The sequence below is a fragment of the Streptomyces sp. NPDC087422 genome (genome assembly GCF_044744145.1).
GTDB lineage: Bacteria > Actinomycetota > Actinomycetes > Streptomycetales > Streptomycetaceae > Actinacidiphila.
The window spans coordinates 222,486-236,803 of the sequence record NZ_JBIUXT010000006.1 but is presented as its reverse complement, the minus strand read 5'-3'; the positions used below and the strand labels follow the sequence as shown (position 1 = coordinate 236,803).

The 14,318-nt window shown below is 74.9% G+C and carries 14 protein-coding genes; 3 read left to right on the top strand and 11 right to left on the bottom strand.

Going from position 1 to position 14,318, the window contains the following annotated elements:
- Positions 1-3: 3 nt before the first annotated feature.
- Both mycP and ACIO6U_RS21225 read right to left on the bottom strand, forming a co-directional pair.
- The gene (mycP, locus tag ACIO6U_RS21230; RefSeq protein ID WP_401721239.1) at positions 4-1,239 is read right to left on the bottom strand and encodes a type VII secretion-associated serine protease mycosin; all 1,236 of its coding nucleotides are present in this window, start codon (positions 1,237-1,239) and stop codon (positions 4-6) included.
- A complete protein-coding gene (locus ACIO6U_RS21225) occupies positions 1,236-2,336 on the bottom strand; it encodes a hypothetical protein (RefSeq protein WP_401721236.1) in 1,101 nt (366 codons plus the stop codon). The genes mycP and ACIO6U_RS21225 overlap by 4 nt, the downstream gene beginning before the upstream one ends.
- 165 nt (positions 2,337-2,501) lie before the next feature.
- On the opposite strand from ACIO6U_RS21225, the gene ACIO6U_RS21220 reads away from it, so the two are divergent.
- Entirely contained in the window at positions 2,502-3,704 is a 1,203-nt protein-coding gene (locus tag ACIO6U_RS21220; protein ID WP_355332882.1) for an amino acid deaminase/aldolase, read from the top strand.
- 78 nt (positions 3,705-3,782) lie between these two features.
- Here ACIO6U_RS21220 and ACIO6U_RS21215 read toward each other — a convergent pair whose 3' ends face one another.
- Together ACIO6U_RS21215 and ACIO6U_RS21210 are read right to left on the bottom strand one after the other, a co-directional pair.
- Positions 3,783-4,775: a DUF2510 domain-containing protein gene (locus ACIO6U_RS21215; RefSeq protein WP_355332884.1), complete on the bottom strand. Its 993-nt coding sequence runs from the start codon at positions 4,773-4,775 to the stop codon at positions 3,783-3,785.
- Between the two features lie 141 nt (positions 4,776-4,916).
- Positions 4,917-5,867, bottom strand: coding sequence for a LysR family transcriptional regulator (locus ACIO6U_RS21210; RefSeq protein ID WP_401721233.1), 951 nt, complete (start codon positions 5,865-5,867; stop codon positions 4,917-4,919).
- A gap of 70 nt (positions 5,868-5,937) precedes the next feature.
- Between ACIO6U_RS21210 and ACIO6U_RS21205 the strand changes: the two genes are divergently transcribed.
- The gene (locus ACIO6U_RS21205) at positions 5,938-7,059 is read left to right on the top strand and encodes a TDT family transporter (RefSeq protein ID WP_401721230.1); all 1,122 of its coding nucleotides are present in this window, start codon (positions 5,938-5,940) and stop codon (positions 7,057-7,059) included.
- Between the two features lie 15 nt (positions 7,060-7,074).
- On the opposite strand, the gene ACIO6U_RS21200 is transcribed toward ACIO6U_RS21205, so the two are convergent.
- Positions 7,075-7,824 carry a helical backbone metal receptor gene (locus ACIO6U_RS21200; RefSeq protein ID WP_401306835.1) on the bottom strand — a complete coding sequence of 250 codons (750 nt, stop codon included), beginning with the start codon at positions 7,822-7,824 and terminating at the stop codon, positions 7,075-7,077.
- Between the two features lie 48 nt (positions 7,825-7,872).
- Here ACIO6U_RS21200 and ACIO6U_RS21195 point away from each other — a divergent pair, with 48 nt between their 5' ends.
- A complete protein-coding gene (locus tag ACIO6U_RS21195) occupies positions 7,873-8,811 on the top strand; it encodes a 5'-3' exonuclease H3TH domain-containing protein (protein ID WP_401721227.1) in 939 nt (312 codons plus the stop codon).
- A 75-nt stretch (positions 8,812-8,886) separates the two neighbouring features.
- On the opposite strand, the gene ACIO6U_RS21190 is transcribed toward ACIO6U_RS21195, so the two are convergent.
- From ACIO6U_RS21190 to ACIO6U_RS21165, 6 genes are read right to left on the bottom strand one after another with little or no spacing between them, the layout of a single operon-like run.
- On the bottom strand, positions 8,887-10,122 hold the full coding sequence (locus tag ACIO6U_RS21190; RefSeq protein ID WP_401721224.1) for a cytochrome P450: 1,236 nt from the start codon (positions 10,120-10,122) through the stop codon (positions 8,887-8,889).
- Complete coding sequence (locus ACIO6U_RS21185; protein ID WP_401721222.1) at positions 10,119-11,420, bottom strand: cytochrome P450; 1,302 nt, start codon at positions 11,418-11,420, stop codon at positions 10,119-10,121. The genes ACIO6U_RS21190 and ACIO6U_RS21185 overlap by 4 nt, the downstream gene beginning before the upstream one ends.
- The gene (locus ACIO6U_RS21180) at positions 11,420-12,046 is read right to left on the bottom strand and encodes a GTP-binding protein (protein ID WP_401721219.1); all 627 of its coding nucleotides are present in this window, start codon (positions 12,044-12,046) and stop codon (positions 11,420-11,422) included. The genes ACIO6U_RS21185 and ACIO6U_RS21180 overlap by 1 nt, the downstream gene beginning before the upstream one ends.
- Positions 12,021-12,386: a DUF742 domain-containing protein gene (locus ACIO6U_RS21175; protein WP_355332902.1), complete on the bottom strand. Its 366-nt coding sequence runs from the start codon at positions 12,384-12,386 to the stop codon at positions 12,021-12,023. Before ACIO6U_RS21175 ends, ACIO6U_RS21180 begins: the two co-directional genes overlap by 26 nt.
- Positions 12,383-12,805 carry a roadblock/LC7 domain-containing protein gene (locus ACIO6U_RS21170; protein WP_355332904.1) on the bottom strand — a complete coding sequence of 141 codons (423 nt, stop codon included), beginning with the start codon at positions 12,803-12,805 and terminating at the stop codon, positions 12,383-12,385. Before ACIO6U_RS21170 ends, ACIO6U_RS21175 begins: the two co-directional genes overlap by 4 nt.
- Positions 12,802-14,262 (bottom strand): ATP-binding protein, encoded by a 1,461-nt coding sequence (locus tag ACIO6U_RS21165; RefSeq protein ID WP_401721214.1) that lies wholly within the window; start codon positions 14,260-14,262, stop codon positions 12,802-12,804. Before ACIO6U_RS21165 ends, ACIO6U_RS21170 begins: the two co-directional genes overlap by 4 nt.
- Between the last annotated feature and the right edge of the window lie 56 nt (positions 14,263-14,318).

The following is a 14,318-nucleotide window of genomic DNA, read 5'->3' as shown; positions in this document are numbered from 1 at the left end:
ACCCTATCCGCCGTCCGCCGACAGACCGTGGGCGGGCCGTCCCGCGCGGCGGGGGCGGAACCACAGCAGCGCGGCGACCACGACCAGGGCGGCTCCGGCCACGGCGAAGACGGTCGCGACACCGTCGCCGAGGAAGCGGGCGGGCTCGGGCGCGCGGACCGGCGGCGCGGGGCCGGGGCTGAAGTACGTCCGCGGATAGCCGGCGGCGGCCGGTACGGGGGGCGCGGGCCTCAGCTTCGCGGCGGCCTTCAGCGCGGCGGCCGGGTCGATCAGACCGGTGCCCATCTCGTCGCTGCGCCCGTCCTTGGGCCGGTCCCGCGTCGTGTCCTCCAGCACCCGCTTGACCTGGGCCGGGCTCAGCTTCGGGTCGGCGGACCTGATGAGGGCGGCGGCGCCGGAGACGTACGCGGAGGCGGCGCTGGTGCCCCAGCCCTCGTAATAGGTGCGGTCCGGGTCGGCGATCACGACGTCGACGCCGGGCGCGGAGACGGACGCGTACCAGCGGCGGGTGGAGAAGGCGGCGTGCTGCCCGTTCCTGTCGACGGCCGCGACCGCGATCACTCCGGGGTACGCGGCCGGGTAGGAGGAACGGTCGGCCTCCTCGCCGCCGTTGCCCGCGGACGCGACGACCACGACGCCCTTGCCGAGCGCGTACCGGATCGCCTCGTCCTCGGCGGCGACGGGCGCGGCGGTGGCGCTGTCGTCGCCGAGCGAGAGATTGATGACGTCGGCGCCGTGGTCGACCGCCCACCGGATGCCGTCGGGCAGCGCGTTGCCCTTGCTCGTACGCGCCTTGGACCGCTGCGGGTCCTTGTCCTCCAGGATCACCCGCACCGGCAGGATCTTCGCCTTGGGCGCGATGCCCATGACGCCCGAGTCGTGGCCGGGACCGTGGCCGTGCCCCGCGATGATGGCGGCCATCCCCGTGCCGTGCCGGGCCCAGGAGCGGTCGCCGCGGCCGGCGCCGAAGCCGACCATGTCCTTGCCCGTCAGCACCTGGCCGGTCAGGTCGGGGTGCGTCGCGTCCACCCCGGTGTCGAGCACCGCGACCGTGACGCCCGCGCCCTGGCTCGTACGCCACGCGCTCTCGGCGTGCAGGGCGCTCAGCGCCCAGTCGGCGTTGCGCACGGCGTCGGCGGCGGCGGGCTGGGCGGCCAGGGCGAGGGCCGCGGCGCTCGCGGCGAGCGAGGTCAGGGCGCCGAGCAGGCGGCGGGCCGGGAGACGGGAGGGGCGGCTCATCGGGACTTCTCCGTACCGGTGGCGCCGGGACCGCCGGGGCCGCTGGACGGCCTGAGCAACGCGGTCACCGCGCTGTGCAGGCGGTCGTCGACGGCCGAGGCCAGGCCGGTCGCGTCGTAGCCGAGGCCGGCCTGGGCGGCCACGCTGGTGGCGCCGGACTTGGTGGCCTTGTCGGCGGACTGCGGGGTGAGGGTGCGCCCGTCGGCGAAGCCGGTGACCGCGTACACGACGAAGGGCAGGTCGGCGGAGACCTGCACGTCCCAGCTGCCGCGCTGCTTCACGCCGAAGGAGTCGGCGGCCGTGCCGGGGAAGGCCACCGGACGCGGGATCAGGTCCGCGCGGTCGCCGAGGTGCTGCGAGGCCCAGCGTCCGCTGAACCCGCGCATGGTGGCCGACTCGGCGGTGGTGACCAGCAGGCCCACCGTAGTGACCGAGGTCGACGTGCTGTCCACGTAGGTCGCGCGCAGCAGGCGCGCGCAGCCGACCGGGGCGAGTACCTGCTGGAGCAGCGGGTCGAAGGCGGCGGCGCAGCCGCCGGGCGCGGCGACGCCGATCCTGGTCCACGCGCGGTCGGCCCCGCCGGGACCCGCGCCGTTGGCGGACACCGTGCGCGGGAACAGCGCGTCGACCGGCGTGCTGCGCCACACCTCCCGTACGGCGGCGAACGCTTTGACGCTCCCGTCCACCAACGGCGGCTCCGCCCGCGGCTTGTGGTTGATCGCGCTCCCGGCGACCGCCCCGCCGATCAGCCCGAGCCCGAGCACCAGGCAGAGCGCCGCCCAGATCCGGGCCGAAGCCCCGCGGGCGGCGGGGGCGACGGCCCGCGCGGGCCCATGGTCGTATCCGGCGGGCGCGTATCCGCCGGGACCGTACGCCGTGAACCGCGGCGCGGCGGCGGGCGGTGGGGTGTACGGCGGTGCGGGGGGCCGCGCCGGAGGCGGGGGGACGGCCGGGGGCGGTTCGGCCGCGGGCGGCGGAGGTCCCTCGGGGTGCAGGGGAACCGTCGGCGGAGTCTGCGGGCTCTGTTCCCGGCGAGGTTGGAGCGAGGGGAACGACGGGGACGTGGAGCCTCCTCCGTTGTCCACTCCAGTGCTCACCGGCGCCCCCTCGTGACATGTCCCCACGGCTTGCGCGTCACTCTACGGGGTCGACCGGACGTCGTGGTCCAGCAGGCCGTCCGGCATCCGTCCGCGTGACACGGCGGCGGACGTGCCCCGTACGCCCCTACCGCCCGGTAGCCCCTGTCTGGCAAGCTTCATGACATGTCAGAACGCGCTGCCGACCGCACCCGGTACGACCGGGCCACCGCCCATCTCGACGCCCCCGTGGCGATCGTCGACCTGGAGGCGTTCGACGCCAACGCCGACGACCTGGTGCGCCGCGCGGGCGGCAAACCGATCCGGGTGGCGTCCAAGTCGGTGCGGTGCAGGGCGTTGCTGGAGCGGGCGCTGGCCCGCGACGGCTTCGCGGGCATCATGTCGTTCACCCTGGCCGAGTCGCTGTGGCTGGCGCGCGCGGGCTTCACCGACATCCTGCTGGCGTATCCGTCGGCGGACCGGGACGGCTTCGCGGAGTTGGCCGCCGATCCCAAGCTGGCCGCCGCCGTCACGGTGATGGTGGACGACGTCTCGCACCTCGACCTGATCGACGCGGCCCGCGGCGGCGGCGACGAGACCGTCCGGGTCTGTCTCGAAATGGACACCAGCCTGCGGAAGTTGGGCGGTCGGCTGCGGATCGGCGCGCTGCGCTCGCCGCTGCACGACCCGGAGCGGATGGCGGCGCTGGCCCGTACCGTCACCGCGCGGCCCGGCTTCCGGCTGGCCGGGATCATGGCGTACGAGGGGCATGTCGCGGGGGTCGGCGACGCGGTCGCGGGCCGTCCGTTGCGGTCGCGGGCCATACGGCTGATGCAGTCGGCGGCCCGCAAGGAGCTGGCGGCGCGGCGCGCGGAGGCGGTCCGCGCGGTGCGGGCGGTCGCGCCGGAGCTGGAATTCGTCAACGGCGGCGGCACCGGCAGCGTGCAGACCACCGCTGCCGAGGACGCGGTGACCGAGATCGCGGCGGGTTCCGGGCTCTATGTGCCGCGGCTGTTCGACAACTACACGTCCTTCCGGGGCCGTCCGGCCGCGCTCTTCGCGCAGCCGGTGGTGCGCAGGCCCGGCGTCGGCGTGGTGACCGTGCTCGGCGGCGGCTACCCGGCCTCCGGCGCGGCCGGGCCCGACCGGCTGCCGGTGCCGTATCTGCCGGAGGGGCTGCGCTACGACCCGCAGGAGGGTCCCGGCGAGGTGCAGACCCCGCTGCTGGGGTCGCCCGCGGACGACCTGCTGATCGGCGACAAGGTCTGGTTCCGGCACGCGAAGGCCGGTGAACTGTGCGAGCGCTTCGCCGAGTTGCACCTGGTCGAGGGCGACCGGGTGACGGCGACGGTGCCGACGTACCGCGGTGAGGGCAAGACGTTCCTGTAGCCGCTGAAGGCGACAGGGGGCGGCGCCCGGGGTCCGGGCGCCGCCCCCTGTCGCGTACGGCCTCGCGCGGGCCGCGGGTCAGACGCCGGTGCCGCCCGTGCCGCCGGTGCCGCCGCTGCTGTCGGCCTTGATGCCCTGGGTGATCTGGTCCATGACGGCCAGGCTCGGGGCTTTGGAGCCGATGTCGAAGCCGAAGCGGACGACCGCGATGTTCTTCGGGTCGCGGGGCGAGGGGAAGGCGAGGGACTCCACGTACCCGCTGGTGCCGGACTTCGTGACGATCTTCCAGCGGACGAAGTACCCCTTCTGCCCGGCGACCGTGACCGGCTGCGACGCGATCTGCTGGTGCGAGGTCGTGGCGCCGTAGATGTCGGTGCTGTACGCGTCGGCCGCGTTCTGCGCGATGTCCGCCTTGGCGGCGGCCTCCGCTCCGGTCGCGGTGAGCTTGAGCGCCTCGGCGGGCTGGGCGAAGACGCCGCCGCGCACGCAGTCCTTGGTGGCGTCGCCGGGGCACGGGTAGCCGCCGGTGACCACGCTGGCGCCGATGCCGTTGGCGCCCGAGGTGCCGGTCCAGCCGTTGAGCACGGGGAGCCTGATGCCGTCGTAGCCGTCCACAGCCTTGCCGTCGCTGCCGCCGTCGGGACCCTGCGAGCCGTCCGGGGAGTCGGGGTCGGGCGACCCGCCGCCCGGCGACCGCGGTGTCCGGGACTCGCCTCGGTGCGGCGCCGAGGCGCTGGGCGTCGGCGAGGCGTTCTTGTCGCTCTTGTCGTCCTTGCCCAGGACCAGGATTCCGGCGACCACGCCACCGATCAGGACGAGCGCGGCCACGATCGCGATGACCACCGCACCGGTACGGCGACCGCCGCCGCCGGGGCCGCCGGCCACGACGTCGCCCGGATAGCCCGGCGTGCCGGGGTAGCCCGCGTAGGGCTGCTGGACCGCGTCCACCGGGACGGGCGCGGTCCTGGTGTACTCCGTCCACGTACTCCCGTCCCACCAGCGTTCCATGGCCGGGCCGTTGCCTGTGTGCCCGGGTTCTGGATACCAGCCGGGCGGGGTCGTCGTCGTCACGGCCGTCACCCTATGGCCCCTGCATGAGAATCCCGTAAGGGCGTCGGTCACAGCCCGGTTACACCCGTTCTGTCACCGCGATTTCCGGCCGCCCGGCCGCCCGTCCCCCGTGCTGCCCGTCCCTCTCGCCCCTCGCAGCTCTTACCGCTTGCCGCTCTTGCCTCGGGTCAGCGTCAGCAGGTCGCGCGCCGGGCCCGCCGGGCGGTGGCCCGCCGTCCACACCGCGCGCAGCGACCGGCCGAGGTCGAGACCGGCGACGGGGACGCGGACGAGGCGGCGGGCGGCCAGCTCCTCCACGACGGCGAGTTCGCTGAGCACCGCGGGCCCCGCGCCGCTGACGGTGGCGGCCTTCACGGCGGTGGTCGAGGCGAGTTCGAGCAGCGGTACGGCCGGGCCGCCGTGTCCCGCCAGGCCCGCGTCGAGCACTTGCCGGGTGCCGGAGCCCTCCTCGCGCAGGACGAGCGGGGTCGCGGCGAGTTCGGCCGCGGTCAGCGCCTTGCGGCGGCGGGCCCAGGGGTGGGCGGGCGCGACCACGACCAGCAGCAGGTCGTGCGCGATCACGACGGCGTCCAGGCCCGCGGGGACGTCCACGCCCTCGACGAAGCCGAGGTCGGCGGTGCCCGCGAGCACCTGCCGGGCGACGGCCGCGGAGTTGCCCGCGGCGAGCGAGACGGCCGTGTCCGGGTGGCTGCCGTGCAGGGCGATCAGCCAGCCGGGCAGCAGGTATTCGGCGACGGTCATGCTGGCCGCGACCCGGAGCCGGGAGTCGCGCCTGCCGCGCAGCGCCCGCGCGCCCGCGTCGAACGCCTCGGCGGCCTCCAGCACCTTGCGCGCCCACTCGCTGACCAGCGCCCCCTCGTCGGTGAGGCGCGAGCCGCCGGGCGAGCGGCGGACCAGCGCCACGCCGAGCTGCCGCTCCAGGCCGCGCAGCCGCCCGCTGGCCGCGGGCTGGCTGATGCCCAGCTCCCGCGCGGCCCGCCCGAGGCTGCCGAGCCGCGCGACGGCCAGCAGCAGCTCCATGGCGGCGAGGTCGGGGACCCGGCGGGCGAGCGGAGTGCCTGGTGGGGGCGGCGCGGTGGACGGCTGAGCCATAAGCCCACGTTATGCCCTCATAGCCTCGCGGGCTCTACCGGGGCGGCCCGCGGGAGGGGAGGGTCGGAGCATGGCCACTGTTCACGCCGCGCAGCCGTTCGCCCAGGTCCGTACCCGTGTCCCCGCGGTACGGCACGTCGGTCCCAACTGGTACGCCACCGTCATGGGGACGGCGATCGTGGCGAACGCCGGGGTGGCGCTGCCGGGCGGGCAGCGCTGGCTGCGGGACGTGTGCACCGGGGTGTGGGCGCTGTCCGCGGTCCTGCTCCTCGCGGTCCTCGCGGCCCGCTGCGCGCACTGGGCCTGGCACACCGACCAGGCGCGGCGCCATCTGCGCGACCCGGCCGTGGCGCCGTTCTACGGCTGTCTGCCGATGGCGCTGCTGGCCGTCGGCGCGGGCACGCTGCTGCTCGGGCCGCCGGTGCTCGGGGAGCGTACGGCGGTCACGGTCGACGCGGCGCTGTGGGCGGTCGGGACGGCGTCGTCGCTGCTGGTCGCGGCGGCCGTGCCGTATCTGATGGTGGCCAGACACCGGATCGGCCTCGACGACGCGTCGCCCGTGTGGCTGCTGCCGGTGGTGGCGCCGATGGTCGCGGCGGCCACCGGGCCCGCGCTGATCCCGCGTCTGCCCGCCGACGCCGTACAGGCCAGGGAGGCGCTGCTGCTGGGCTGTTACGCGATGTTCGGGCTGAGCCTGCTGGCGACGCTGACGATGCTGCCGCTGGTGTGGTCGCGCCTGGTGCGCCGCGGGCCGCTGCCGCTCGCCCTGACCCCGACGCTCTTCCTGGTGCTCGGTCCGCTCGGGCAGTCCACGACGGCGGTCGGCCAGGGCGCCGACGTGGCCTCCGGCGCCGTCCCCGCGCCGTACGCGACGGCGTTGCGCGGCTTCGCGGTGCTGTACGGCGTCCCGGTGATGGGCTTCGCGCTGCTGTGGCTCGCGGTGGCGGCGGCCCTGGTGGTACGGGCGGCCCGGCGCGGGATGCCGTTCGCGATGACCTGGTGGGCCTTCACCTTCCCGGTCGGCACCTGCGTGACCGGCGCGGCGAGCCTGGCCCGGCACACCGGTCTGCACGCGCTGGGCTGGCTGGCGGTCGGGCTGTACGCGGCGCTGGTCGTGGCCTGGCTGGCGGCGGGCGCGGGCACGCTGCGGGGGACGGTGAGCGGCCGGCTGCTGGCGGCGCCCACGGGGTGACCGGCTTGACCGGTCTCAGTACGTGCGCGCCGCCCTCAGCGCGGCCCCCACGACGGCGGGCGCTCGCACCAACGAGGGCCCGTACCAGGTGAGATGGCGACCGCTGACCAGGGCGGCGGGCAGGCCGGGGAAGGACTCGGGGCCGTCGTCGGCGGTGAAGCGGTACGGCTCGTCGGGGAGGACGACGAGGTCGGCGCCCACGGCCCGCAGCTCCTCGACCGGGACCGCCGGGTAGCGCTCGGCGTGTCCGGCGTAGGCGTTGCGCACGCCGAGCCGGGCCAGCAGGTCACCGGCGAAGGTGTCGCGGCCGAGCACCATCCACGGCCGCCGCCAGATCGGCACGACCGCCGTCGCCGTGACCGCGGGCGCCGCCGGAATCCCCCGCCAGGCCGCCTCCGCCTCGTCCAGCCACCGCGGGCGCGGCACCCCGCAGCCGTCGACCAGCATCCGGTGCAGCTCGCCGAACGCCTGGGGCAGCGTCCGTACGTCGGTGACTAGGACGCGCACACCCGCGGCCCGCAGCGCGGCCAGGTCCGGGGCGCGGTTCTCCTCCTCGTTGGCGACCACGAGGTCGGGGGCGAGGGCGACGACGGCGGGCACGTCGGGGTTCTTGGTGCCGCCGATCCGCACCACGTCGAGGTCCGCCGGATGGGTGCACCAGTCGGTGGCGCCGACCAGCAGTTCCGGCGCGGTGGCGGCGACCGCCTCGGTCAGCGACGGCACCAGCGAGACCACCCGGCGTACGGCGTATCGGCCCTGATTCACCCGCCCACCGTACGACGGACTGTCCGACCCCCGTGCGATGCTGGCGCCGTGACTGACGACACGCCCGGCAGCAAACTGCTCCTGCTCGACACCGCGAGCCTGTACTTCCGCGCCTACTTCGGGGTGCCCGAATCGGTGAAGGCACCGGACGGCACACCGGTGAACGCGGTGCGCGGGCTGCTGGACTTCATCGCCAGGCTGGTCGCCGACCACTCCCCCACCGCGCTGGTCGCCTGCATGGACGCGGACTGGCGCCCGCAGTGGCGGGTGGACCTGATCCCGTCGTACAAAGCGCACCGCGTGGTCGAGGACACCGAGGGCGTCGAGGAGGTGCCCGACACGCTGTCCCCGCAGGTGCCGGTGATCGAGGCGGTGCTCGACGCGATCGGTGTCGCCCGGGTCGGCGTCGCCGGTTACGAGGCGGACGACGTCATCGGCACCCTCGCCACCGCCTCCCGCACGCCGGTCGCGATCGTCACCGGGGACCGCGACCTGTTCCAGCTCGTGGACGACGCGCGGGGCGTGCGCGTGCTCTACCCCCGCAAGGGCGTCGGCGACTGCGACGTCATCGACGAGGCGGCCATCCAGGACCGGTACGGGGTGCGGGCCGGGCAGTACGCGGACTTCGCGGCGCTGCGCGGCGACCCGAGCGACGGGCTGCCCGGCGTGAAGGGCATCGGCGAGAAGACGGCGGCCCAACTCGTCACCGAGTACGGGGACCTGGCCGGTGTGCGGGCCGCCGCGACCGACCCGATGTCCAAGCTGACCCCGGCCAGGCGGCGCAACATCGTGGAGGCCGCCGCCTATCTCGACGTGGCGCCCAAGGTCGTGGCCGTCGCCGCCGACGTACCGCTGCCGGACTTCGATCCGACGCTGCCGGGCGAGGCCGCCGACCCCGAGGTGCTGGAGTCGCTCGCGGAGCGCTGGGGGCTCGGCGGCTCGCTGACCCGGCTGCTGGACACGCTCGCCGCCAAGGGCGCGCGCTGATCCTCCTCACGTGCGGCCTTGACGTGCTGCCCTTACGTGCTGGGGGCCTTCGCGTGCGGCCGTACGGCAGCGGCGTCAGCCGTGCAGATGGACCGGGATTCGCTGCCAGCCGTAGGCGATGAAGGACGGCACCTGCTTCAACTCGTCCTGCGGGACGGCGAGTCGGAGGTCGGGGAAGCGCTCGAAGAGGGCCGGGAGCGCGGTGCGCGCCTCCATCCGGGCCAGCGGGGCGCCGATGCAGCGGTGCACACCGATGCCGAAGGCGAGATGGTCGTCGGCGGCCCGCGTCGCGTCGAACTCGGCGGCTGTGGGCCCGTAGTGCGCCGGGTCGTGGCCGGCGGCGGCGTACGTGGTGACGATGGCGTCGCCCGCCGGGATGGTGACCCCGTCCACCGTGATGTCGCTGACCGCGAAGCGCAGCGGCAGCGCCGCGATCGAGGGGTGGACGCGCAGCACCTCGTCGATGACCGCGTCCCAGCCGATCTCCCCCGCCCGTACGGCGGCGAGTTGGCCGGGGTGTGTGAGCAGCGCGACCACCGCGTTGCCGATGAGGTTGACCGTGGTCTCGAACCCGGCGCCGATCACCAGCAGCAGGGTGTAGAGCAACTCCTCGTCGCTGAGCCGGTCGCCGTCCTCGGCGCGCATCCGGATCAGCTCGGTGGTCATGTCGTCGCCGGGGTGCTCGGTCCTGTGGCCGATCAGCGCGGGCAGCACGACACCGATCTGCTCCTGGACGAACCGTCCGTGCTCCGGGGTCGGGTCGGAGGTGTCCATGATGGCGGCGATCAGCGTGCCCGTCGCCTCCGTCAAGTGGTCGGGGACGCCGAAGAGTTCGCAGATCATCCGCATCGGCAGCGGGTGCGCGTACGCGGCGCGCAGGTCGACCGGCCGGCGGTCGGCCGCCGCCAACTCCGGCGCGCTCAGCAGCTCCTGAGTGATCGTCTCGACGCGGACCCGCATCGCCTCGGTGCGCCGGGCGGTGAAGCTGGGCGCGACGAGCTTGCGCAGCCGGGCGTGGTCGGAGCCGTACGTGGAGAGCATGTTGACCACGCCGACCCAGCCGAGGACCCAGCCCCAGGCGGGGTGGTCGCCGACCTCGGACCACAGTGCCCAGTGCTGCCGCGGGTCGCGGCTGACCCGCGGGTCGAGGATCAGCGACTTGAGCGTGTCGTAGCCGGTGGGCGCCCAGGCCGGGATGCCGCCCGGCAGTTCGACCGGCACCACCGGGCCCAGCGCCCGTAACTCGGCGCTCTCCAGGGGGATGTCGGTGCCGAACGGGTCGATGGCCACACGGGCGGCGGGCGCGGTCATGCGCGGTCTCCGGTCTGGTCGGGGGTGCGCGGGGTGAAGCGGACGGGCAGCGCCGTCAGCGAGCGGTGGAACGGGCCCGGCCGCCAGGTGAGGCGGTCGCGGTCGGTGGTCGGTTCCAGGTCGGGCAGCCACTGGGTGAGGCGTTCGATGGCCTCGGTGGCGATGAGCAGGGTGTGCTGCTTGACCGGGCAGGAGTGCTCGCCCGCCGACCAGGACAGGTGGGAGGCGTCGCCCGGGTGGTGGGCGCCGCCCGACTCCTGCTCGGCGAAGTGGCCCAGCGCGCCGTAGGAGATGACGACGGGCACGGCCGCCCGCACCCACACGCCGTGGAAGCTCAGCGGCTCGCGCGCGAAGTGGATGCCGTAGTTGGACAGCGGCGTCTCGTACCGCAGGACCTCGACGACGGCGTCCATGACCGGGCGGGAGCCGCTGGTCAGCGTGGTGTAGAAGTCGGGGTTGCCGAGGATGCGCGACAGCGCGTTGGAGACCAGATTCGCGGTCGGCTCGTGGCCCGCGCCGAGGGTGAGGAAGACCTGCCAGGTCACCTCTTCGGCCGTCAGGTCCTCCGGGTGGTCCAGCAGCCAGCTCGTCAGGTCGGGGCCGCGGGTCTCGCTCTTGGCGGCGATCAGTCCGAGCACGTACGCCCCGAACTCGGCCTCGCCCTCGGCCGCTTGGACGCCGCCCTCCATCATCTTGCCGAGCGCGACCTCCAGTCGGCCGCTCTCGCTGTCCGGCAGCCCGAAGAGGTTGTTGAAGATCAGCGACATCAGCGGGCGGGCGAAGTCCGCGACGAGGTCGGCGTGGCCGACGGGTCCGAAGCGGCCGATCAGGATGTCCACCGCGCGGTGCACCCGCTCGCGCAGATCGGCGGGTTCCACCAGGTCGACCGCGTCGGCGAAGGCGCGGCGGTAGCGGACGTGCGCGTCGCCGTCGGAGAACAGGGTGTTGGGCCGCCAGCGCATCATGCCGAGGATCGGCGCGTCCTCGGCGACCGTGGACTCCCACGGGCGCGGGTCGTGCGACCAGGTCTCCGCGTCACGCAGCAGGTCGAGCGCGGCGCGCCGGTCGGTGACGACGTACGCCGGTACGCCCGGCGCGAGTTCGGCCCAGCCGAGCGGGCCCTGCGCCTTGAGCGCCGCGTAGTAGCGGTGCGGGTCGGCGGCGAAGCCGTCCTCCCAGAGCCGGACCGGCGCCGACCGGGCGAAGGTGTCGGCGGGGGTGGCGGGCGCGGAGGAGGACGATGGGGAGGAAGACGGCGCGGCGGGCGCGGGAGGGGGCGCTGCGGGAGGGTGATTCATCAGAGGGCTCCGGGCGTTGGGTCGGCGTCCTTGCGGTCGATCAGGTGCTGCACCAGCGCGAGCAGCGCGTCGACGGAGGAGTTGGTGTCGCGCGCGTCGCACGCCACCATCGGCGTGCCGGGCTCCAGGTCGAGCGCCTGCCGCAACTGGGCCTCGGTGTACGTCCGCGCGTCGGGAAAGGTGTTGAGCGCGACGGCGTACGGCAGGCCGGTCTCCTCCACCAGGCCGAGGACGTCGAAGGAGTCGTTGATCCTGCGGGTGTCGACCAGCACCAGCGCGCCCAGCGCCCCGTACGCGATGTCGGCCCACAGCGAGCGGAACCGTTCCTGCCCCGGGGTGCCGAACAGGTACAGGACGACGCCGCCCGCCATGCTGATCCGGCCGAAGTCGATGGCGACGGTGGTGGTGGTCTTGTCACGGACGCCGTCGAGGTCGTCGACGGTGGCGGACGCCTCGCTGAGGTGTTCCTCGGTGTGCAGCGGGCGGATCTCGGAGACCGAGTCGATCAGCGTGGTCTTGCCCACCCCGAACGGACCCGCCACCAGGATCTTCACCAACTCGCGGGCGCTGTCCGGCAGATGTACGTCGCCTCGGTGGGGGTCAGTGCTTGAGGGCGCGGAGGCCATCGGCCACTCTCTTCAGCAGGTCGGGTTCCGGCAGGTCGGCTACGGGTACGGGCGGACGGACGCTGACCAGCCCCCGGTCGGTCAGCTCCGCGGCGAGTACCCGGACGGCGGAGACGGGCAGCCCCAGCAGGGCCGCCGTCTCCACCACGGTGAGGGATCCGCCGTCCAGCAGTTCCAGCAACGCGTGCTGGGCGGCGGGGAGTTCGGCGGGAATCGCGCCGTCGGCGTCGGTGCTGGTCAGCACCGACAGCCGCTCCAGGCTGTCCCGGCTCGGCCGCGCCACCCCGCCGGTGGACAGATAGGCGGGGACCAGCGGGCGGCCGGTCCGGCGGCCGGTCATTCCGCGGTGCCGCCATCGCCCGCGCGGGGCGCGGCGGTCATGGCCTTCTCGCCGAGCCTGGCCACCTGCGAGTGGACCCGGTGGGCGAGCAGGTCGAGGCGGACCTCGGGACCGCCGAACGCGGCCACGCACGTGCCGTGTTCGGTGGGCGCGACCAGGATGTAGCCGTGGTCGGACTCGATCACCACCTGCCGGATTCGCGCGTCGGTCCGGTCCGCGAAGGCGGCGGCGGCCGTACGGCAGGCGCCCTGGACGGTGCTGGTGATCGCTGCGGTGCGCTCGGCGGTGGCCTGGGACAGCGCCTCCGAGTACCCGGAGACGAGACCGTCCCTGGTGAGCAGGACGGCGGCGGTGACATGCGGGATCTCCAGGATCGGATCCAGCACCCACGCGGTGTCGCCGGTGTCGCGGCTGGTCATCGCGGGTCGTTCCCTTCGGTGTCGACGGCGTTTCTGGCCGCGGCGGTTCCGGCCTGGAGGGCGCCGAGGGCCGCGGCGGCCTCCTCCGGTGTGCGGGCGGGTGCCGCGGGCGCGGCGGCGGTCCCGTTCGCCGCCGCCCTCCCGTGGGCGGCGCGGGCCTTGCGTCGCCGTTGCGGCAGCACCTCCGCGGCGGTGTCCGCCGGGGACCCGGCGCGGGCGTGGGCCGGGTCGGGCGCGCCGTCGTCCGCGACGGCCGGGCGGGTGGAGCGCGGCGTGCTGGCGGCGGGCGGCTGCTCGACCGGGTCGATATGGCTGAGCAGGTGCTTCCTGACCAGCAGGACGGCCCGGACGCCGCCGTAGGGCGACGGCGAGGAGAGGTCGACGGACAGGTCGAAGCGCCGGGTGAGCTGGCCGATCGCGGCCAGGCCCATGCGCGGCGGGTCGCCGAGGTCGGAGAGCAGGATCGGGTCGGTGCCCGCGACCATCTTCTGCGCGTACGCCCGCTCGTCGGCGGCCATGCCGACGCCGGAGTCGTCCACGGTGACGGAGACACCGTGGTGGACGGCTTCGAGGTTGACCACCACGGCGGTGTCGGGCGCGGAGTGCCGCAGCGCGTTGTCCAAGAGCTCGGCCACGATGATGGCGACGGGCTCGACGGCGTGCGAGACCAGCGCCGTACCGGGTTCGAGGTGGTTGTTGACCCGGACGCGGTGGTAGCCGACGAGCCGGGACTGGCCGCCGGTCACCGCCTCGACCAGGTGCGACTCCTCGCGGGCCAGGCCGACCCAGGCCCCGCACACCACGGCCGTCACCTGGGCGCGGCGCAGCGACTGCTCGTTCTCGTGGTCGAGGGCGAACAGCGTCTGGGCCAACTCGGGCTCGTCGTAACGCTGTTGGAGTCCGCGCAGGACGTCCTGGAGGCGGTAGAGCCCGGCCTGGATGTCGCGGGTGGCGCCGCGCATGCCCGCGCGGGCGGCTGCGTCGACCCGCTCGCGCTCCCGGGCGGTCGCGGCGAGGACGGCGGTGAGGACGTCCCCCAGGGCGGCTTCGATGTCGGCGGGCGGGGGTCCGGGGGCCGGGCGTTCAGCGGCTGGGGGTCCGGGGTGCGGCGGGTCGGGGTGCGGCGGTCGGCCGTCCGGGGATTCGCCGTCCGCGGTGGCCCGGCCGCCGAGGGTTCCGGGGTGCAGCGGTCCCGGCACCCGGACGTGCGGGTGGGCGGCGCGGGTGGCCTCGGCGGGGATGCGCGCGGCGGCCAGGTGGGCGATCTCGGCGGCGACGGCCGTGGTGACCCGTTCGGTCTCCTGCCGCGCCTCGTCGAGCCGGGACCGCAGCCCGGCGATCTCCGCACGCTGCCGGGTCCTGTGCCGTAAGGAGCGCAGCAGGCCGCCGCCGAGCACTAAGGCGGACACGGTCCCGGCGGCCAGGCCGGCGACGGCCAGGTCCGGTATCTCGATCATCGAATCGGCCTCGGAGGATCAGGGAACGGCGGGACGGCGGGCCGCCGGGGGCGGGC